The sequence below is a fragment of the Exiguobacterium sp. s183 genome, from assembly GCF_018617655.1.
GTDB lineage: Bacteria > Bacillota > Bacilli > Exiguobacteriales > Exiguobacteriaceae > Exiguobacterium > Exiguobacterium aestuarii_A.
The window spans coordinates 580,313-600,433 of record NZ_JACSKN010000001.1; the positions used below are offsets into that span (position 1 = coordinate 580,313).

Sequence of the window (20,121 nt, forward strand, 5' to 3'; positions counted from 1 at the left end):
ATGTCGACGATTCAACACATTTTAAACTTATCTCTCGAACAGGTCGTCGGTGACCGGTTCGGGCGTTATTCAAAATATATCATTCAAGACCGTGCCTTACCGGACGCACGCGACGGGCTAAAGCCCGTACAACGTCGTATCCTGTATGCGATGCACCATGAGGGGAATACGAACGACAAGCCGTACCGAAAGTCTGCGAAGACGGTCGGGAACGTCATCGGGAACTATCACCCGCACGGTGATTCGTCCGTCTATGAGGCGATGGTACGTCTCTCTCAGGACTGGAAACTACGCTATCCGCTCATCGACATGCATGGGAACAACGGGTCGATGGACGGTGACCCGGCAGCGGCCATGCGTTATACGGAAGCGCGTCTCTCGAAGATTGCTGGGGTCATGCTGACGTCGATTGCGAAGAATACGGTCGACTATACGCCAAACTTTGATGATTCGACGGAAGAGCCGCTCGTCTTACCGTCACTCCTCCCGAACTTGCTCATGAACGGGACGACAGGGATCTCAGCGGGTTATGCGACAGAAATCCCACCGCATAACTTGACGGAAGTGCTCAACCTCGCCATCGCACGCTTGAAAGGTCAGGTCGATACGGCGAAAGACGCCCTCGAGTATGTCACGGGACCTGACTTTCCGACCGGAGGGACGGTCATGGGGAAAGAAGGCATCCTGAAGGCGTTCGAGACCGGCAAGGGTAAGGTCATCATCCGTGCGAAATCAGAGATTGAGCAGCTAAAAGGTGGCCGTGAACAGATCACGATCACAGAACTCCCTTATGAAGTGAACAAGGCGAACCTTGTCAAAAAGATGGAAGAGCTACGTCTCGATAAAAAGGTCGAAGGTGTCGCGGAAGTCCGTGACGAGACGGACCGGACCGGCCTTCGTGTCGTCATCGAATTGAAGAAAGAGGCAGACGCGGAAGGCGTCCTTCACTTCTTCTTAAAGCATACGGACCTGCAACTCGCCTATAACTACAATATGGTCTCCATCGTGAACCGGACACCAAAACAGATGGGCATCATCCCAATCATCGACGCCTATTTGAAGCACGTCGAAGAAGTGGTGACACGTCGCACAACGTTTGAACTCGAACAGGCGAAAAAACGGGCTGAAATCGTCGATGCCTTGGAGCAAGCCATCTCGGTCCTCGATGAGACGCTTGAATTGATCCGTTCCGCGAAAGATAAAGCGGACGCGAAGAAGAAACTGATGGAGCGGTTCTCATTCACGGAACGCCAGGCTGAAGCGGTCGTCATGCTCCAATTGTACCGACTCACGAATACGGACATCGTCGAGTTGCAAAAAGAAGCGAAGGCACTCCAAAAAGAGATCGCTCGCCTCTCGAACATTCTCGACGTGGATGCGACGAAACGAAAGTTGATTGTGAAAGAACTCACGGCGCTACGTGATGAGTTCGGAGATGACCGTCGCTCGGTCATCGAGTCGGAAGTCGAAGAATTGAAGCTGAAGACGGAAGTCATGATCGCCGTCGAAGAGACGATGGTCTTCGTCAGCCGTGACGGTTATGTCAAACGTGCCTCGATGCGCTCATATGGTGCCTCAAGTGACGTCTTACCGGAGATGAAGGATAAAGACCGTCCTCTCCTTACGACACAAGCGATGACGACAGATCACTTGCTCGTCTGGACGAACAAAGGGAGCTACCTCCTCATCCCAATCCATCAGATCCCTGAATCGAAGTGGAAGGATGCCGGTCAGCACGTCGCCAACCTCGTCCCAATCGAAGGAGAACAGGTCATCTCGGCAGACGTTGTCTCGACGTTCGAGACAGATGCCCATTGCCTCTTCGTGACGAAAGACGGAATGGTCAAGCGTACGCCGTTACGCGACTATGACGCGCAGCGGAAGTCGAAGCCGCTCATGGCCTTGAAGCTAAAAGGTGACGATGAGGTCGTATTCGCTGGGATCAGTGACGGTCCTGGACAGTTGTTCCTCGTCTCAGAGCGTGGATACGGGCTCTGGTTCAAAGAGGATGACGTTCCGGTCGTTGGACAGCGGGCAGCCGGTGTGAAAGCGATGAACTTGAAAGACGGTGACGTCGTCGCCGATGCCTTCTCGTTCTTCACGCCACCATTATTCGTTCTCGTGACGCAGCGGGGAGCGGTCAAGAAGATGAAGCTCGAAGACCAGTTCGATTGCACGAACCGCAACCTTCGCGGAACGATGCTCATTCGTGAGGTCAAATCAAAACCACACCAGATCCGTCGTGTGCTCCCTGTACATGGGGATGAGACATTGCATATCGTCGGAAAAGAGAAAGCAAAACAAGTGAAGACAAAAACGCTCACGCTACTTGATCGCTACGCCAACGGGTCGTTCGTCTTCGACGAAGATTCATTCGGTGAGATTGAGGACGTGTATCTCGATTAAAGGAAAGACCTGTGCATCGGCATAATCGCCGCTCACAGGTCTTTTTGTGTTAGCCATCCTTCTAGTTCTTGTTGCTGTCGACGGTGATGCCGTGTATGCATCTCGACAAGCTCGAACCACTCTCTCGCATTCAACCAGCCGAATCCACCGTGAAAGGTCTTCCAATCGTCTGTGGCGTCGCCTAGACGGGTTTTTAACGCATCCATCCTTGAAATCAAGGCGGTCACTCGCTCCAGTAACTGCTCATTCGTATCGGTATTGTTAGGTGGTTGGTTCATCTCGGGAGGGAGTTCGATTTTGATTGGAGGAAATCCACCTTCTCGGAACAACTTCTCCCCAAATGGCGTCTTCTCCCCACCGAGTTTGCCGTCTTCTTGAAGACAACGGTCGACTTCATCTAAATACTCACTCGCGACCAACATGATATGATCGTACATCTGACCAATTGACCAAATCGTAGGGGAGCATTTATACCGTAAGTCAGGTTCTGAATAATTCAACAAAGTTTCTTTGAAATGAGTCAGTTCATAACGATTCATGTTGTATCTCTCCTCTGTTTTCTTTCAGTATACGTGACTTGTCCGAGTCTTCGGGGAATATAAAACTAAAAAGGAGAACGCAACGATTTGCCGAAAGAAACATGTAGGACAAATGATAGGGGGATCTATATGTCTCAATGGCTGACGTGGGCGAAACGGATTCAGGCGCTGTCTCAGGCCGGTCTGACGTTCACACGTGATCAATATGACCGAGAACGATATGAAGAGCTCCAAGAAATCGCAAAAGAGATGTTTGAACGACATTCAGACTTATCAAACGAGGCCATCTCACAATTGACCCATGTTCAAGGGTATCCGACACCGAAGCTCGATGTACGAGGCGTCGTCTTCAAAGGAGACCGATTGTTACTCGTCAAGGAGCGGTCAGACGGGTTATGGACACTACCAGGCGGTTTCTGTGAGGTGAACCGTTCTCCTGCTGCTAATATCATCAAAGAAGTAGAAGAGGAGGCCGGCTTGGATGTCATTCCGGTGCGGTTACTCGCCTTATTTGATATGCACGAACATCCACACCCGCCACTCTCTGAGCACTATTACAAACTCTTCATCGAGTGTGCATTAATCGGTGACGGGGAAGGCGCTGCCGGCGTAGAGACGACTGATGTCGGGTTCTTTGAACGCGACCATTTACCAGAACTCTCCCTTGCCCGAAACACGCTCGAACAGATTCATATGTGCTTCGACGCGCACTGGCAAGAAGATGACTGGACCACCTTATTCGATTAGGAGGATTTTCGATGAAAGTGAGACGATATGGACATATCCATCAACTAACCTTTTACGCTCCCGTTCTTCCGATCAACGTCCAGCTGATCGAACATGAACTCGGGCTCGTCTTGATTGACACGGCGCTAAATCGGAATACGGCACATATACTGTCGTATATTGAAGAACTCGACAAACCACTCCTTGCCATTTTATTGACGCATGCCCACGGAGACCATGTCGGTGGGGTAGATGCCATCAAAGCGGAACATCCACTCGCAGAATTGTTCATCTCCCGGCGTGATGCCCGCTTACTATCAGGAGACCGTTCACTAGATGAGGAAGAACAACACAAAATACGGGGTTCCTTGCCGACGATCCGTTCTACACCGGATACGTTGTTAGATCCAGGTGAGCGGCTATTTGGTCTACGTGTCCTTGCCGCAAGTGGACATACACCAGGTTCGATTGCATTTTACGATGAAACGAATCGGGTGTTATTCGCCGGAGACGCTTTTCAGTCGCAGGGAGGGGCCGCAGTGGCAGGGGACGTCCGTCCGTTGTTCCCGCTGCCTGGTCTTGCGACATGGAACCGATCCGTTGCTGTAGAGAGTGCGGAGCGGCTGGTCGATTTGTCACCGCTCCTGACGTTTGTCGGGCATGGTCCGCCACTCAAAGGGACACACCGTCTCTATTTAGCACTGAAGCGGGCGAAACGCAAACAGGCGAGAAAGTTTACTCGATAATGGAGGGATGAGACGATGCAACTAAAAGAAATCCCAATCCATCAATTCGAACAGGCCCAGCAGATGCTCGAGATTCAGCGGAACGCATATGCCGTTGAAGCGGAATTGCTCGGATTTGACGAAATTCCGGCACGATATGAGACGATTGATGTCATTCAAAACTTGCCAGGTACGAGCTATGGATTGTATGTTGAGGAGCGGTTGATTGGATTTGTCACCATTGAAGCATCCGAAAATACGGTGGAGATCACAAAACTTTGTATTGATCCGACATATTTCCGGGCGAGACTGGCGACGACGCTACTTGAGCATGTGTTAAGCATTCATAAAGGGCAGCTCGTCTACGTTCACACGGGCAAGCATAACGGGCCCGCCAAGCGTCTATATACGAAACTCGGATTTGTGCGAAGTACTGAATTTGAACCAGAACCCGGTGTCACATTAATTCGATATACACACTCTTCTTAAATTTCTATCTCATCTCACTATCATAAGTATACTAAGATAATGAGATGAGTCTTTATTTTTACTGATAATATATGTTATGTAAACTAATAAAAAAAGAGTATGAAAATACTCTATTTATGATTGCCCCCTTCTTCGAAAATCTTGTACCAATACAAGGTCAAATCAATCTGTGGATTCGCGTGTTGTTTCATTGTATCGACTCCTCCGAGATGGAATCCCTCTTTTCTATAAAAGCGACATGCAATTAAGTTATCGTTCTGCGCCTCAAGAGATAATCCGATCAGTTCTTTCTCTTTGGCCCAACGTTCGGCTTTTTCAAGCAACATTCTTCCGATTCCTTGCTTACGGTACGTCATTTTGACCGCGATGTTTTCTATGTATGCAAAACGATTCCAATCTTTCACGAGTCGAATTTGCCCGACACACTCATCATTGTCCATCGCTAAATATACGACGCGATTGTCTCGTTCCATGTAATGTCGCCAATCAATCTGATCGTCTGGGAATGATATTTCCTTTCTGTTATCATAAAGTTCTTCTACATATGTCCATTCTCCGTTCATATAACTTGGGATGATTCGACCGATGATTGGAAATGGGTCATTCGCGTCATTCACTTGATTGATAAGTGACTCATTTAGTACATTTAGTTGAATACGACTCATCCGTTCCACCTCTTTTCATAATAGGATTACCTCCATTTGTTCATTTCGAGTAACCTAGTTGTTATGTCAGTTGAAAACCTGTTTCATTAATCAGTGATATCTGTATTATAGAAATGAATTTCGCATTCAACGGAATGATAGCGCTTTATGAATAAACGTTTCAAATGTGACTTGAATCTGTTTAATACGTGTTTCACAGTTGCTAGACCGGTGAACTCATGCTATTTTTAGACAGATGAAGCATCTAAGGAGGAATTCTTGTGAAACGAACAACAAAAGGTTTGGCAGCAACATTGTTTTTAGCAATCCCACTTGCCGCTTGTGGTGATGATAGCACGAATCAAGCAGATACGACACGTTGGGAAGAAATTCAAGAAGAAGGAACGTTGACAGTCGGAACGGCTGGTACGCTCTACCCCGCTTCTTTCCGTGAAGAAGAGAGTGATACGTTGACAGGTTTTGACGTGGAACTCATGAAAGAGATCGCGAAGCGCCTCGAGCTTGAAGTCGAGTTCAAAGAAATGGCGTTTGACAACATGTTGACAAGCGTTCAAAACGGTCAAATCGACGTAGCGGCGAATGATATCTCGGTCACCGAAGACCGCAAGGAAAAGTTCGCTTTCTCGAAACCGTATAAGTACACATACGGAACAGCCATCGTTCGCAAGAGTGACCTTTCAGGCATTGAATCGCTTGAAGATTTGAAAGGCAAAAAAGCCGCTGGTGAAGCGACGACCGTCTTCATGGATGTGGCACGTCAATACGGAGCTGAAGAAGTCATCTATGACAATGCGACGAACGACCAGTACTTGCGTGATGTCTCGACAGGACGTACCGATGTCATCTTGAACGATTACTATCTTCAAACGCTTGCGCTCGCCTTCTTCCCAGAGTTTGATATCACGATTCACCCTGATATCGCTTATAACCCACAAGAGGTCGCATTCTTGATGGATAACGAAAACGACGAGCTTCAAGAGAATATCGACCGTGTATTAGAAGAGATGCTCGAGGACGGTACGGTCAAAGAGTTGTCAGAGCAATTCTATAACGGGGCGGACGTCTCGGTTGAACCTGATGTGGACGCGACAATCGTCGAGACGAAGTAAGGAAATGATATGACGTTCTCAGACATCAAATGGGACGCCATCTTTGACGTAGACCTAGCCATCGAGTCGTTCCCTTATCTGTTAGGTGGATTACCGAACACGCTTTGGATTTCCTTTACGAGCATGTTTTTCGGTCTTGTGCTCGGTCTGATATTGGCGCTTGGGAAGTTGTCTCCGACGCGACTCCTTCGCTATCCATCGACATTTTATATCTCGTTCATGCGTGGTGTGCCCATTCTGATCATCTTGTTCATCCTCTATTCGGGATTCCCGTTCATCGGCATCGAGTTTGCCGCATTGACGGCAGCCATTCTCGGGTTTAGTTTGAACTCTGCCGCCTATATCGCCGAGATTATCCGCTCGTCGATTCGTGCGGTTGATGACGGACAGGTGGAAGCGGCCCGTTCGCTCGGGATGGGGAAATGGTTGACGCTCAAAGGTGTCGTCCTACCTCAGGCGACACGGATCGCCCTTCCCCCGCTCTCGAACGTCTTTCTCGATTTGATCAAAGCGAGTTCTCTTGCGGCGATGATCACTGTCCCGGAGATCTTCAATAAAGCAAAAATCGTCGGGGGTCGTGAGTTTGATTATATGACGGTCTATATCGTCGTGGCATTGATTTACTGGGCGATTTGTACGTTCATGTCGTTTTTCCAAGAGTGGCTCGAGCGTCATTTCGAACGATATTTAGATTCTCCAAAACGATGACTGACTGGCGCATGCCGGTCGGTCTTTTTTAGATTATCGTCGGATTTTCCGCACACCTCAATCGTCGATTATGCTATGATTTTCTTAATTATCAGAAAAATATAGGGGGATTTTGAATGGTGCATCCATGGGTTTCACATTTAAATGATCAAGTCATCGGGCAATCAAAAGCAATCAAACTTGCTTCGATCGCATTATTATCAGGAGGACACGTGTTACTGGAAGACCGTCCAGGAACAGGAAAAACGACTCTCGCCCGAAGTCTCGCGAGTTCCGTATCGGCGACGTTTCAGCGTGTCCAATGTACACCGGATACATTACCAAGTGACATTTTAGGAATGGAATTGTTCAATCCGACAACGGGGGCGTTCGAACGTCGGACAGGACCTATCTTTACTTCTATCCTTCTCGTCGATGAGATCAATCGGACGACACCGCGTACGCAATCGGCCTTACTTGAGGCGATGCAAGAACGTCAAGTGACGCTCGGGGAAGTGTCACTTCAATTACCGGAACCGTTCTTTATGATTGCCACACAAAACCCGTTCGATGGGCAAGGAACATTTCCGCTTCCACAAGCACAATTGGATCGATTCCTGTTCAAATTGACACTTGCGCCCCTGTCACGAGATTCAGAGCGTCGTTTGATTCGAAATGAGCATCTGTCGACAGAGCCATTCTCGCTTCAACGTGACGAGCTGTTGAAGATGCAACAAGAAGTACGCGACGTGAAGTTCCATGAGGCGATGGAGGACTATCTCCTCGATTTGATGGAGTCACTCCGTCACCACCGGGATATCGAGGTGGGTCCGAGTCCGCGAGCGACCCTTGCCTATACGATGGCGGCTCGGGCACATGCCTATATGGAAGGACGAGACTTCGTTTCACCAGAAGACATCCGAGCGCTCGCTCTTCCGATTCTAGGACACCGAATCGTCTTGACGGTCGAAGCTTCCTTGAAGACGAAACCGACGAAGCTCATCAAATCTGTACTCGAGACCATCCCGGTCCCATCAGAGGTGTAAGATGCAGTTAGTCAGCCCACGCTATCTCGAATCCGGATACATGTGGCTCTTGTTTGTCGTCGGGGTCTTCACTGCGCTATATGGGAATGTCTTGATCGCGAGCCTATTGATCGGCTTCAGTCTCTATGCCTTGGTCATGCCAGCTTTCATGTTTCGGTTAGCGGAGCATGTGCATGTCGACCTCACCGAGGAGTTAAAACTATTCCCGAACGACGACGCCGTCTACGTGTTAAAACTCATATCCACTGCAAAAGTACCACTCGGAGTCGTACGTCTATCCGGTTATTTACATCCGACCGTCGAGTCGGAAGGTCACGCGTTTTGGCGCCAGGAGAACTTTGTCGAGACGAATGCAACCGTCGACTTTACCATCCCGCTCCATGCCAAGAAGCGCGGCCCCATCCGTCTTGAGGCAATCGGGATGGAAATTCGTGACCCGCTTCGTATGTTCTCTCTATACAAGGAAGACACACTTCCCCGAATCGGTTATGTGTTCCCAGAGTTTTCACCGTATCCGATCCCGAAACGGCCACCTACCCTCCCTGGTGAAGAGATGGTCCGACATAGCGCCTATCGTGATCCGGAAACGTTCCAGTCGGTTACCCCGTATCACGGGCAACCGATGCGACAGTTGTACTGGTCCGCTTATGCAAAGACAGGGGAACTGCTTGCCCGCACAGAGCAACCGGTCCAAGCGAATGAGTATGTGATCGTCCTTGATTTGTTGACGAAAGACGGACGAGCCCTCACCTATCAGATGGAGCGACTCATCTCACAAGCGGCAGCCCTATGCCGCGATTTCGAGAAAGAGAACGCGAGTTACGGTCTCATCGTCCCGACGCTTACGAAAGACGGAATCACATACGACCTACCTCCAGGAAGTGGCGAGATGCATTTCCGTAAGATCATGACGACGTTCGCCTGTCTGTCGGAAAGCGATTTTCCATTGGCACGCTCCTTATTCGAACGAAAAGTTGCCAAGTATAGCGGGAATCAATCGATCTTACGGTTAGGGGGTGACGGTCAATGAGATGGTTATGGTGGGTCTTCGCGGCATTTTATATCGGTCACGTGTTTCCGCTTCTCTTTTTATTGACGCTACGCCTCCCTCGGAACACACAGCTTATCGTGCAGACGGTCCTTTCAATCGGTGCCCTGTACTTCTCTTATGAGATGAGCATCTTGCTTTTGATCTTCACGTACGTGCATGCATTTATCCGAACGTTGGATTGGACGGACCGTTACGCGATGGCGAGTGTCCTGTTCTTAGTGGCCGACTGGTTATTCCCACCGGCGACCCAGCCGCTCGCGATGGTGCTCTTTCCGTTCATCTTTTTGATTTGGCAGCGGAATCTTTACTATCGTCGTGACTATAAGCGCATGGTGACAATGCTTGCTCTCGGGCTAGGAATCGGGTTAGCCGTCTCCCTCATCATCCGTACGATCAAAGAGCTGTTGTTTGGGAATGTCATCGCCTGGATCAGTCCTTTCTTCTTATGGATCGGCAGCTGGTTCGACGGCATCACACTCGATCCGAATGACCGTGTGAACCGTTTCCTCGTGCCAGACAACCCAAACATCGATGCAGAGACAGTGTCACAGGAGACATTACTCCAGTCCGCTTCGAACGAGTCACTCTTTTTCATCGGCATCTTTGTCGTCACGCTATTGATTGGTGTCGGTTTGTTCTTCTATTTACAGAAGCGAAAGGACATCCAGGAAGACGGGATGATTCCAAAGAGTATTCATCACCAAACGCTCTCAGATAAACGAATCGTCCGCTCGCCACGGCAAATCCAGCTCCTTGAAACGGGTCGGAAGCTCGAACAAGTGCAACCACGTCTGCGTGAGGAGACGGTGTCTGACTGGCTACAACGAATTGAGTTTACGAACCATGCCTTATACGCTGAATGGTTAGAGGCGGCGGAATATGGAGACAAGGAAGCTCCAAAAGACGTCAATGAGTCATTCGAGCGTCTTGTCGCACAATTGAAGAAACGTTAAAAAACATCCGGTGAGGAATTTCCTCTACCGGATGTTTCGCGTTATAGGATTGGACTGAGCAGGCGTGACACGCTCTCTTTGAAACGAATCCAGCGAGTCCTCGACTCGTATCGTTCAATCGTCAAACGTTCGGCATTCGACTCGTCTCGTTCGAATGCATCGATGACGGACTGGGCGACATCTCGGTCGAAGACGAGCGCTGAGATTTCAAAGTTGAGACGAAAGCTTCTCGCGTCGATATTCGTCGTCCCGATGGAAGCGACCTCTCCGTCGATAACAAGAGTTTTCGCATGGAGGAATCCTTCTTCGTATGTGAAGACCTCGGCCCCATAGCGTACAAGCTCCGCCGCATTCGCATAAGTTGCCCAGTAGACAAACATATGGTCCGGCTTATTTGGAATCATCAGCTTGATTTTGGTGCCTGCCATAAGGGCAATCCGACAGGCATCAAGGAAGCTCGCATCCGGTATGAAGTACGGTGTTTGAATATAGATACAATCTTTTGACTGAGTGATCATTTTGACGAGCATGTTCTTCAGGTGCTCCGTCGAGGAGTTCGGTCCTGAGGTCACGATTTGAACCGGTGAAGCGTGATGTGAGATTCCCTCCGTCGGCCAGACAAAGTCGTCTTTCTGAGCCTTCGTTTTTGTCGGGACCGAGCGATTCCAATCTAAAATGAACCGTTCTAACAGTTCCTTGACGGCGTCGCCGGAGATTCGTAAGTGAACGTCACGCCAATAGCCGAAGTGCTCATCTTTTCCAAGGTATTCATCCCCGACGTTAAAACCCCCGATATAGCCAAGTTCCCCGTCGATGATACAGAGTTTTCGGTGATTTCGATTATTGACGCGGAAATTGATGCCGAGTTTGGACGGGAAGAACGATTTGACTTCTCCGCCGTGAGCGAGTAGATCCTTAAAGTGTTTGTGTCTTAACCCTCTCGATCCGACCGCATCATAAAGGAGACGGATGCGTACCCCTTGTTTCGCCTTCTCCGTTAACAGACGAATTAACGACTGACCGAGCGGGTCGTTTTGGATGATGTAATATTGAATATTGACTTCTTTCGTCGCGCTCTCGATATCTTGAAACATCTTCTCAAATTTTTCCGTTCCGTCGTGCAGGACAGTGATATCGTTATGGAATGACATCAGTGCATTCGTCGACACGAGGTTCAGACGAGCAAGACGACGATATTTCAAAAGAATTGGATGATTGAACGGGGCGAGCGAACGGTCGAGTTGATCGAGTTGTTCTTCGACGTGGTGGTGATACGCTTCGCGTTTCTCTTCTTCGACTTCATAAAAGTTTTGAGATTTGATCAGTCGGCCGAAAAAGATGTACACGAAGAAGCCGATGAGTGGTAAGAAGAAGAGAACGAGCAGCCATGCCCACGTCGTACCGATGTCTCGCCTCTCAAAAAAGATGATGGTGATGGCAAACGTGAGGTTAAGTAATAAGATGAGCCATGTCATGATGACGATGATGAGTCCGATTGTTACTTCCATCGTATCCCTCCCTTTCTTTCAATTCTTACCCGAAATCGGGCAATCTTAGCAGATGTTTTTCATGATGTGGGTATACATATATGAAGAAGTAATGAAATGGAGGATGTTTATGGAAGACATGATGATCGGATTCAGCTTACTTGTCCTCATCGGCGCACTTTCGCAGTTGATTGCATGGCGTTTTGACTTCCCGGCCATCTTGATCATGACGGTTGCGGGTATTTTGGTCGGTCCGATTTTCGGATGGTTAGAACCAGACTTGATTTTGGGTGATTTATATAGCCCGCTCATCTCGATTGCCGTGGCGCTCATCTTATTTGAAGGCAGTCTCAGTCTCGAGTTTAAAGAGATCGATGATTTAAGAAAACCAATCTTTCGACTCGTTACCGTCGGTGTCTTCATTTCTTTTATCCTGACATCTATCTTAATGATTTGGATTGGTGAGTTTCATTGGTTACCCGCCTTCACACTCGGCGCCATCTTCGTCGTGACAGGACCGACCGTGATCATCCCGTTATTACGTCAAGCAAACTTATCGGTTCGCCCCTCAAAAGTATTGAAGTGGGAAGGAATCATCGTCGATCCACTCGGCGCTTTGATTGCGCTGTTCGTCGTTCGGTTTGGATTTATTTTGTATCAGAATGAGGGACTTGCGAGCCATCTACCGTTCTTTTGGTCCTGTATCGTGGCCGTCGCCTTTGGAATCGCCGTCGGACATTTACTCATTCGTCTATTCGGAAATGATAAAGTCCCAGAATATTTACGGACGACGTTGACGTTCTCCGGTGTCCTTCTCGTCTACTCCATCAGCGAATGGGTCATGCATGAGGTCGGGTTATTGGCCGTGACGGCGATGGGATTGACGATGGCGAACTCCAAACATGGACATCTCCACATTTTGAAACAACTTCGCGAGTTTAAAGAAAATATCTCTATCTTGCTCGTTTCGACCGTGTTTATCATTCTGACCGCGAGTTTGACCCGCGACAGTTTACTTGCCATCTTCGACTGGCCGCTCCTCTTATCGATTCTAGGAATTTTATTCATCGTCCGCCCCGTCTCGGTGCAAACCTCTTTAGTCGGCTCCCCTTTGACGACGAAGGAGCGGGCGCTCATCAGTTGGATTGCCCCACGTGGGATCGTCGCCATGACGGTGACAGCATTTTTTGCACAAGAGATTGCGGAACTGGGGATTGAAGACGCAGAACGGATGCTCCCGACCACGCTCGGTCTCGTCGTTATCTCGGTCGCCTTGCATGGATTGACGATTAAGCCGCTCGCCAAACGATTAGGTTTGACGAAAGTGAAGAATCCTTGGGAAAAGGGCTAGGCACAAAAAAGACACCGCCCGATGGCAGTGTCTTTGATGAGCTTGAATTAGTTCAAGACTTTGATTGTGATTGATTGACGACCGAAGTTGAGCGCTTGCTCTTGTGTCGGCATCAAGATATCAATTTTGTTACCTTTGATGGCACCACCAGTGTCTCCTGCGATTGCTTCTCCGTATCCTTCAACCCATACTTTAGAGCCGAGCGGAATGACAGAAGGGTCGACTGCGATGACTTTTTGGTTAGGGTTCGAACGAACGTCGATACCTGTCGCTGTGATACCAGAACATCCAGCACAATATGGTGTATAAGCTGTTGCTTCAACAGTCATTGTCTTACCTGAAGCCGGAGCTTGGGTTTGCGTTGTAGACGATGCTGTTTTTGTAACAGGTGTTGATGTTGAAGTCTTCGGTGCTGATGTTTTCGCATCATTCGCTACCGATGCAGCTGCTGCACCTTTCACGGCGAACTCTTGTCCTGGGAAAATAAGATCTGAATCAAGACCGTTCCAAGTCATCAATTGATTAACAGAGATCCCGTGGTTCAATGCGATACGATAAAGTGTATCACCTGATTTAACTGTATACGTTTTAGATGCAGTAGAAGCTTTTGCTTCTGCCTTTCCAAGTTTCAAGACTTGGTTCGGGTAAATCATATTTGAGTTTAAGCCGTTCGCTTGTTTAATGTCGTTTACAGAGACGTTGTTGTTCACGGCGATACGATAGAGTGTATCTCCAGACTGAACTGTGTGTGTTGATGCTGCCGAAGCTGGAGCAGCGACTCCTAAACTAAGGCCAGCGAGTGCCGTTAGTGTCAATAGTGGTTTTTTCATAAGAATATTCCTCCCTTTTCTAACGCCCCCTTACTGTAACACCTCTATATTTCACAGCGATTACAGGACGATATGAGAGTCATATCAGTTCATTTACAGAACAATTCATGGGGATGAGAGGATTCAGAAAATTGTTTTAATCCATAAAAACGGCTTTATAGAGCCGTTTTACGATATAATGAAGAGAGAAATAAGGAGGTTTTGGTCTTTGGAACTATTACTGCTATATTACATTGTGACTAATTTACTAGCGTTTGTGTCATTTTTTGTCGATAAACGACGGTCTCGGGTCGGGGCTTGGCGCATTTCAGAGCGTACGTTATTGACGATGGCATGGATTGGTGGGGCATTCGGTGCTTATTTGGCAATGCGCATCTTCCGACATAAGACATTGAAGCCTAAATTCCGGATTGGGGTACCTGTTGCGATTCTCGTCCATGCGGCTTTTACAGGGTGGCTCATCTTTTAAATCGATTATGAAGGAGATACTCTAGTGAGTCATACGAAACTATCTTCATTCACGATCATAGATGTGATTGAGAGACAAATTCAATTTGTTGAGACGAACAAAGTATTTGAAGATTTGTTTGTGAACGATTTACAAGTAGGACGGCTAATTGATTTTCAAACAGGCCAGTTGCTGGCTCTACGTAGTATGTTATCAGATGTCATTGAGATGAAAGAGAATCAGTTTTTAGAAAAATACCTAACAGAGATGGATGATTTGAATGAGCGATATAAAGTGGGTGAATTTTCGAGTGGAAGCCAGGCTGATCATCTGAACGGCTATACTACTGCAGTCATCAATATCTTATCTTGTATTGATCCCGAATTCTGTATTGCGTTAGAAGATTACTTTGAGGGTTTGTTGTACTGACTTGAAGAGTCTGATTGATGAAAACTTTTTATAGGTTTCGGAATCATTCGATAGAAGCTATGGAGGGAAGATATTTGGAGAATGAATTGTTGTCGAGGTTCACTTTAGCAAACATGATTGAGAGAGAAATCATGTTTATTTATAAGCAGACAATATTTGATAAAGCCTACTATCAATCGTATGACGAAGGACAGCTATCAGCATTCGAACAAATGTTAGAAGATGTTACGGTTATGTATGAAGATGAATTTATTAACAAGTATCTAACGTTGCTGGATTCAGTAACTGATTCATTCAAGACATCTGAACACCAAGATGAATCCATTCAATATAAACTCGCAGGCTATAATGACGCGATTTTAACAATCATTACATATATCAGACCAGAATATCCGTACAATTGACAGAGTTAAGAGTGAACTGCAGATTGATTGATCAGTAATATAGAAGAAACTGGTTCAATTATCATTCGTTCAGTCTAGAAAAATGTATGATTTTTGGCATGATTTTCGGTTTTATTCCTTATGTCCCGGTATAACTCATTAAAAAATATCATGATTTTGAGGTGATCCATTGGAAGGGACTCAATATCCGTCCGCAACAATATGGGACTCTTCACACTGCCCTACTTCTCATTTTTATGTTTCGAAACAATTCCATTTAGTTTGGGTAATAGACGGCGAATGTGACTTATCAATTGACGGGATTCGTTATCAACTTACACCCAAGTCAGGTTGTATGATTGGACCGAATCAATTCTATTCGATACGTCTCTCAACATCAATGAGCCGCGTATACGAAATCTCCTTTACTCCACAAGGAACACTATCAATACTATTAGAAGACATATATGTTCGACCGTATATAGAGAACCATTATCCACCCTACATGTATGATTCTAATCAGAAGCAAGATTGTACCGCACTTCAAGCGGCTGGGAAAGCAGTGGATCGATTATTATCAAACGATGACTTTTCACTGTTTGATTCACTCCTTCACTTAACTGTTGTGTGGCGCCATCGAATCCAACGAATGAACGAGCCGATGTATCGTTCTAATTCACTAAATCGTGTCACGAATCTTCTTCATTCGATTCATTCAGAAAAATATTCGCGGCTTACATTAACCCAGTTAGCTGATCATAACAATTTAAGCAAAAGTGAATGTTGTCGTTTATTCACTAGATATCTAGGTACTTCTCCTTCTCAATACATCCAGTCAGTTCGTATGCACAATGCTGCGAATACTTTACTTACGACACAAATATCAATTGCTGAAGCAGCTCAATTATACGAATACTCATCAGTCAGTCACTTCGTCCAGACATTTAAAGCACATCATTCGATCACCCCGCTCGCCTATCGAAAAAAATACCAAACGAAAAGAGCCGAATGATTCCGGCTCTTTTCGTTTATCTTGCCGTCCAACCACCATCCGCTTTCAGTACATCGCCATTTACAAAACTTGAATCGTCCGATGCTAAAAAGAGCGCGACGTTCGCGATTTGTTCGGGCTCACCCATCGGTGCTTCCCCTGCACCTTGGATGGCACGCATCCCGAGTTCGCTCGGAGCGGTGATGGTCGAACCGATATTCGTGTTGACACCACCCGGCGCGATGGCATTTGCACGAATCTTACCGAGTGTCCCATGGGTCGCTGCGATATTTTTCGTCAACCCGATCAAGGCATGTTTCGATGCCACATATGCTGCGCCTCCGCGAGTGCCGAACAATCCTCCGACAGATGCATTGTTGATGATAACCCCGCCACTATCTTGTTTTTCCATTACTTGAATGGCGGCGCGGGCTAATTTCATCGGTCCGGTCAAATTGACAGCAAGGACCCGTTCCCACAGTTCATCCGTCACTTCCCCCACCGTCATAAAGTTGTCCATGATGCCCGCATTATTGACGAGAATGTCGACCGACCCGAACGTTTCTTTCGCTGTATCCACGAGACGGTCGATATCTGACTGATTCGTGACGTTACCAGCGATGCCGACGACATCCCCACCTCCCGTCTTCATCTCTTCAACCACTGCCTGCACAGAATCTTCATTCATATCGAATGCGACGACCCGCGCGCCTTCCTTCGCGAAGAGTTTAGCGATGGCCCGCCCCATACCAGATCCGGCCCCGGTGACGATTGCTGTTTTCCCCGAAAGTTTCATCCATCATTCCTCCTTTAAACATAAGAGCATATATGATGCGTGATGATAGAAAGCTATCTATCACTAAGTTATACCCTCATTTGTTCACGAACATCGTGAGAAAGATGGCGAAATTTCTTCAATTGATTTCCAATCATCTTTATACTTGAATGGAACGCATTCTATCGCATTCTATATAGAGGAGAGATGACGTGAGACAATTCAAAGCAACCATCCACGGTCAAGGTGATCCTATTTTATTCCTTCCTGGTGGCGGATTTACTGGGTCTCAAGGACAACAGTTTGTCGAAGCCTTACATAAACAATTTGAAATCCACCTGTTAGACTTACCTGGTTTTGGTGAGAGTGAAGGACTACATACATATGCGACCTCCAAAGTGCTCGCAGATTGGGTCGAAGCATACCGAACTTCACGACAATTGGAGTCCATTCGGTTAATCGGACATTCGATGGGGGGTGCCATCGCGCTAGCTTATGCGGTCCATTACCCAGACCAGGTCAGACGGTTGATTCTCCTTGACCAAGGTCATAAACCGAATGCCATGATTCCTTTTCGTGAATATGGCATATTCGGATTCGCTTTCCCCCTTTTACGATTGCTCTATCACAGTTCCTCTAATCGCCTCATGAACTCGATTGAAGCTCGCATGAACAAGAGTGATTCCGTATTTTCTGAGGAACGATTCCAATTGTTCTGTCGACGGATTGGAGTAGAATCCACACCGATGATTCGAACAACTTTCGAACAGCGCGCTCGTTTGTCGACCGGTGGCCTACATTTATTGTTCGGATACGACGGACTGGACTTTAAGGAGTTGTTCCGACGGGTCAAAGTCCCGACGCAACTCTATTATGCGGACTTCACAGGTATTGATTTGAAGGAGGCGAAACGGACGCTTCAACATGTCAAACGAGCGGAACGAGAAATTCATCCCTCTGTTCAATTGATTGCCGTCCCAGGCGGGCACTTCGTCCAGTGGAGTCGTCATTTCTCGATGGAACACGTTGAGCGGTTCTTACATACGTAAAACAAGACAGTTTGTCAGGATGTCCAGTCGTGGCGCTTTAGCCATTCATGAAGTTGGTGTTGAAGCTCGGGATGGAGCGGCTCAGTGAGTTGTACACGATATTGTTTTTTCACGTCCAGAATGCTCATCTCACCGTCGAAATGTTTCAACATATGGTCCATGTTTCTAATCTTTTGTACCTCGATATGTTCCGCGTGAAGTGCATCGAGCTCGTCAAGATGATGGACGTCCGTTTGAACGTCTCGATCCCCTGTCAGCGCAAGTGTCGGTACATTCAACTGAACCAAGCGATCCCGGAGCGTCTCATCCGTATACGCAAGGTGTTCCCGTAACCATTTGGCAGGGAATTTCATCAGTTGGATCCGTATCGTATCCTGGTCCGTCGCTGTGACACGTTCGAACAGTTTTTGTTGCTTTCCGATGACCGACTTCTCGTTCAAGCTGAGTCGGAGTAGCATTCCTTTGATTCCTTTCGTACGCTTTACTTCATCGAGTAAGAAGTGTGCCTGCTCCTGCATGCTCGTCTTCAAGGCCACACCGGCCCCGGACAACAGGATGAGGGCGGAAACCGACTCGCGTTCAGCAGCGAGCGTCGCGACGATACATCCTTCACTATGACCGAGCAGCAAGATGTCTTGTGAGACATGGTCAAGCGATTTCAGATAACGAATCATCGTTGCCACGTCGTCCACGAGTCCTGTCAGACCGACGGTATTCCGATTTCCCCCACTCTTGCCGATGCCACGTTTGTCAAAGCGTAACGTGACGAAACCTTTCGTCGTCAGCCATTCTGCCAGGTCTTTATACAGATTCGACTTGAAGCCAGTCCCGTTCCCGTCGCGGTCCAATCCACCTGTCCCCCCGATAAGGATTATGGCTGGAAATGGCGACTGGCCATCATGTGGAGTCGTCATTGTAGCCGCGATGGTTGATTCCCCTTGAATGAATACCTGTTCTTGCTTATACATCATCCATCTCCTCCTTTTCTTCAACCGGCATGAACGCGTACGAGAACTTTCGTAACGTGCGTTCTTCGGATGACTCATGGTCCAACACATCTTCTAATAAGTCATAAAGACCTTTCAAGAATCGGTCACTTTCGGCATCGGACAGGTAGAGCGGGATGCTCCGGAATCCGACTTTGTCTTCTGGGAGGTCGATCGAGTCGCGCTTCAGATAGTTGCCGAAATCCATGAGCAGTGACATCGCAAACGTGTAACAGACCATATACAGTTGTTCTCGGTCTTCCTCCTCGACAATCTTGTTGATACTGGTCAACGGATTGTTTTGAATCGCATACACTTTCTCATACACCCCGCGAACTTTATTTTCGCTCATGACAGATAAAATCTCGTCTTGTACCATTTTGTTGATATGGCGATAGAGGCTCGCTTGAGGCACATCGGGAAGTGCTTTTGCTAAGTCTCCGGTCGTGACTCCTTCATTCATCAGAACGTGTTGAAAGATTTTCATGCGAATTGGGTTCAATAAACTTTTTAAGACATCTTGATTCATTGATTACACCTCAATGTTATCATATTTGATAATGTTATTATTTATGATAATATCATGTGGTCGAACCGTTGTCTATGTCCATACAAAAAGCCGCCCTCGTATGGCGGCTGATGCGATGCATGATTTTATGATCACCGTTCACAGGCGATCCCATCTTTGTCGCGGTCTTTTGATTGATTCGCGTCATATAAGGCTTTATTGACATAAGGTTTATAACGCGTCTTTCCACCTTTGTTTTTGGTCGTCTTTGATTTAGCCACGCCCCCTTTATACACTTTGTTCATCTCCGTGCAGTTTTTGAAGCGTTTCGCCGCTGCATCGACCGACTCTGTCGGTGTTGCCGTCAATCCAATCATAAGAATGAACGTCGATAATGCCAGTGAGACTTTTTTCATCAAATCCCTCCTCTTACAAGTTATATCGGGTGATTTTGTGTGATATTTATCATTGAATGAGTGGATGAAAAA

23 protein-coding genes are annotated in these 20,121 nt (G+C 47.3%); 15 read left to right on the forward strand and 8 right to left on the reverse strand.

Annotation, left to right across the window (positions count from 1 at the left end; translation table 11 throughout):
* On the forward strand, positions 1-2,406 hold the full coding sequence (gene parC, locus KNP62_RS03020; RefSeq protein ID WP_214782939.1) for a DNA topoisomerase IV subunit A: 2,406 nt from the start codon (positions 1-3) through the stop codon (positions 2,404-2,406).
* A gap of 32 nt (positions 2,407-2,438) precedes the next feature.
* Here the strand turns inward: parC and KNP62_RS03025 are convergent, their stop codons facing one another.
* A complete protein-coding gene (locus tag KNP62_RS03025; RefSeq protein WP_214782942.1) occupies positions 2,439-2,945 on the reverse strand; it encodes a DinB family protein in 507 nt (168 codons plus the stop codon).
* Between the two features lie 129 nt (positions 2,946-3,074).
* Here KNP62_RS03025 and KNP62_RS03030 point away from each other — a divergent pair, with 129 nt between their 5' ends.
* The 3 genes from KNP62_RS03030 to KNP62_RS03040 are packed head-to-tail and all read left to right on the forward strand — an operon-like array spanning position 3,075 to position 4,885.
* Entirely contained in the window at positions 3,075-3,692 is a 618-nt protein-coding gene (locus tag KNP62_RS03030) for an NUDIX hydrolase (protein ID WP_214782945.1), read from the forward strand.
* Between the two features lie 11 nt (positions 3,693-3,703).
* Positions 3,704-4,417, forward strand: a complete 714-nt coding sequence (locus KNP62_RS03035) for an MBL fold metallo-hydrolase (RefSeq protein WP_214782947.1) — start codon at positions 3,704-3,706, stop codon at positions 4,415-4,417.
* Positions 4,418-4,432: 15 nt separating this feature from the next.
* Positions 4,433-4,885: a GNAT family N-acetyltransferase gene (locus KNP62_RS03040; RefSeq protein ID WP_214782950.1), complete on the forward strand. Its 453-nt coding sequence runs from the start codon at positions 4,433-4,435 to the stop codon at positions 4,883-4,885.
* 110 nt (positions 4,886-4,995) lie between these two features.
* On the opposite strand, the gene KNP62_RS03045 is transcribed toward KNP62_RS03040, so the two are convergent.
* Positions 4,996-5,550, reverse strand: a complete 555-nt coding sequence (locus KNP62_RS03045; RefSeq protein ID WP_214782953.1) for a GNAT family N-acetyltransferase — start codon at positions 5,548-5,550, stop codon at positions 4,996-4,998.
* A 260-nt stretch (positions 5,551-5,810) separates the two neighbouring features.
* On the opposite strand from KNP62_RS03045, the gene KNP62_RS03050 reads away from it, so the two are divergent.
* The 5 genes from KNP62_RS03050 to KNP62_RS03070 all read left to right on the forward strand — a co-directional run bounded on the left by KNP62_RS03050 (position 5,811) and on the right by KNP62_RS03070 (position 10,396).
* Positions 5,811-6,659: a transporter substrate-binding domain-containing protein gene (locus KNP62_RS03050; RefSeq protein ID WP_214760938.1), complete on the forward strand. Its 849-nt coding sequence runs from the start codon at positions 5,811-5,813 to the stop codon at positions 6,657-6,659.
* A gap of 9 nt (positions 6,660-6,668) precedes the next feature.
* The gene (locus KNP62_RS03055) at positions 6,669-7,367 is read left to right on the forward strand and encodes an amino acid ABC transporter permease (protein WP_214692406.1); all 699 of its coding nucleotides are present in this window, start codon (positions 6,669-6,671) and stop codon (positions 7,365-7,367) included.
* 116 nt (positions 7,368-7,483) lie between these two features.
* Positions 7,484-8,392: an AAA family ATPase gene (locus KNP62_RS03060; RefSeq protein ID WP_214692405.1), complete on the forward strand. Its 909-nt coding sequence runs from the start codon at positions 7,484-7,486 to the stop codon at positions 8,390-8,392.
* Position 8,393: 1 nt separating this feature from the next.
* On the forward strand, positions 8,394-9,422 hold the full coding sequence (locus KNP62_RS03065; protein ID WP_214782956.1) for a DUF58 domain-containing protein: 1,029 nt from the start codon (positions 8,394-8,396) through the stop codon (positions 9,420-9,422).
* Positions 9,419-10,396, forward strand: coding sequence for a hypothetical protein (locus tag KNP62_RS03070; protein ID WP_214782959.1), 978 nt, complete (start codon positions 9,419-9,421; stop codon positions 10,394-10,396). The genes KNP62_RS03065 and KNP62_RS03070 overlap by 4 nt, the downstream gene beginning before the upstream one ends.
* A 41-nt stretch (positions 10,397-10,437) precedes the next feature.
* Here the strand turns inward: KNP62_RS03070 and cls are convergent, their stop codons facing one another.
* Positions 10,438-11,904, reverse strand: coding sequence for a cardiolipin synthase (gene cls, locus KNP62_RS03075; protein WP_214782962.1), 1,467 nt, complete (start codon positions 11,902-11,904; stop codon positions 10,438-10,440).
* A gap of 109 nt (positions 11,905-12,013) precedes the next feature.
* On the opposite strand from cls, the gene KNP62_RS03080 reads away from it, so the two are divergent.
* The gene (locus KNP62_RS03080; RefSeq protein ID WP_214782965.1) at positions 12,014-13,234 is read left to right on the forward strand and encodes a cation:proton antiporter; all 1,221 of its coding nucleotides are present in this window, start codon (positions 12,014-12,016) and stop codon (positions 13,232-13,234) included.
* Between the two features lie 47 nt (positions 13,235-13,281).
* Here KNP62_RS03080 and KNP62_RS03085 read toward each other — a convergent pair whose 3' ends face one another.
* Positions 13,282-14,064, reverse strand: a complete 783-nt coding sequence (locus KNP62_RS03085; protein ID WP_214782968.1) for a LysM peptidoglycan-binding and 3D domain-containing protein — start codon at positions 14,062-14,064, stop codon at positions 13,282-13,284.
* 208 nt (positions 14,065-14,272) lie between these two features.
* Here KNP62_RS03085 and KNP62_RS03090 point away from each other — a divergent pair, with 208 nt between their 5' ends.
* The 4 genes from KNP62_RS03090 to KNP62_RS15720 all read left to right on the forward strand — a co-directional run bounded on the left by KNP62_RS03090 (position 14,273) and on the right by KNP62_RS15720 (position 16,336).
* Positions 14,273-14,533 (forward strand): DUF1294 domain-containing protein, encoded by a 261-nt coding sequence (locus KNP62_RS03090; RefSeq protein WP_214749089.1) that lies wholly within the window; start codon positions 14,273-14,275, stop codon positions 14,531-14,533.
* Positions 14,534-14,557: 24 nt separating this feature from the next.
* Entirely contained in the window at positions 14,558-14,941 is a 384-nt protein-coding gene (locus tag KNP62_RS03095; protein ID WP_214782971.1) for a hypothetical protein, read from the forward strand.
* Positions 14,942-15,015: 74 nt separating this feature from the next.
* Positions 15,016-15,345, forward strand: coding sequence for a hypothetical protein (locus KNP62_RS03100; protein WP_214782974.1), 330 nt, complete (start codon positions 15,016-15,018; stop codon positions 15,343-15,345).
* Between the two features lie 640 nt (positions 15,346-15,985).
* Positions 15,986-16,336: a helix-turn-helix transcriptional regulator gene (locus KNP62_RS15720; RefSeq protein WP_353047516.1), complete on the forward strand. Its 351-nt coding sequence runs from the start codon at positions 15,986-15,988 to the stop codon at positions 16,334-16,336.
* Between the two features lie 16 nt (positions 16,337-16,352).
* Here the strand turns inward: KNP62_RS15720 and KNP62_RS03110 are convergent, their stop codons facing one another.
* A complete protein-coding gene (locus tag KNP62_RS03110; RefSeq protein ID WP_214782981.1) occupies positions 16,353-17,111 on the reverse strand; it encodes a glucose 1-dehydrogenase in 759 nt (252 codons plus the stop codon).
* A gap of 191 nt (positions 17,112-17,302) precedes the next feature.
* Here KNP62_RS03110 and KNP62_RS03115 point away from each other — a divergent pair, with 191 nt between their 5' ends.
* Complete coding sequence (locus KNP62_RS03115; RefSeq protein WP_214782984.1) at positions 17,303-18,139, forward strand: alpha/beta hydrolase; 837 nt, start codon at positions 17,303-17,305, stop codon at positions 18,137-18,139.
* 14 nt (positions 18,140-18,153) lie between these two features.
* Here the strand turns inward: KNP62_RS03115 and KNP62_RS03120 are convergent, their stop codons facing one another.
* The 3 genes from KNP62_RS03120 to KNP62_RS03130 form a co-directional block, all read right to left on the reverse strand.
* Entirely contained in the window at positions 18,154-19,107 is a 954-nt protein-coding gene (locus tag KNP62_RS03120; protein ID WP_214782987.1) for an alpha/beta hydrolase, read from the reverse strand.
* Positions 19,100-19,654 (reverse strand): helix-turn-helix domain-containing protein, encoded by a 555-nt coding sequence (locus tag KNP62_RS03125; protein ID WP_214782990.1) that lies wholly within the window; start codon positions 19,652-19,654, stop codon positions 19,100-19,102. The genes KNP62_RS03120 and KNP62_RS03125 overlap by 8 nt, the downstream gene beginning before the upstream one ends.
* Before the next feature lie 131 nt (positions 19,655-19,785).
* On the reverse strand, positions 19,786-20,010 hold the full coding sequence (locus KNP62_RS03130; RefSeq protein WP_427373281.1) for an excalibur calcium-binding domain-containing protein: 225 nt from the start codon (positions 20,008-20,010) through the stop codon (positions 19,786-19,788).
* Positions 20,011-20,121: the final 111 nt, after the last annotated feature.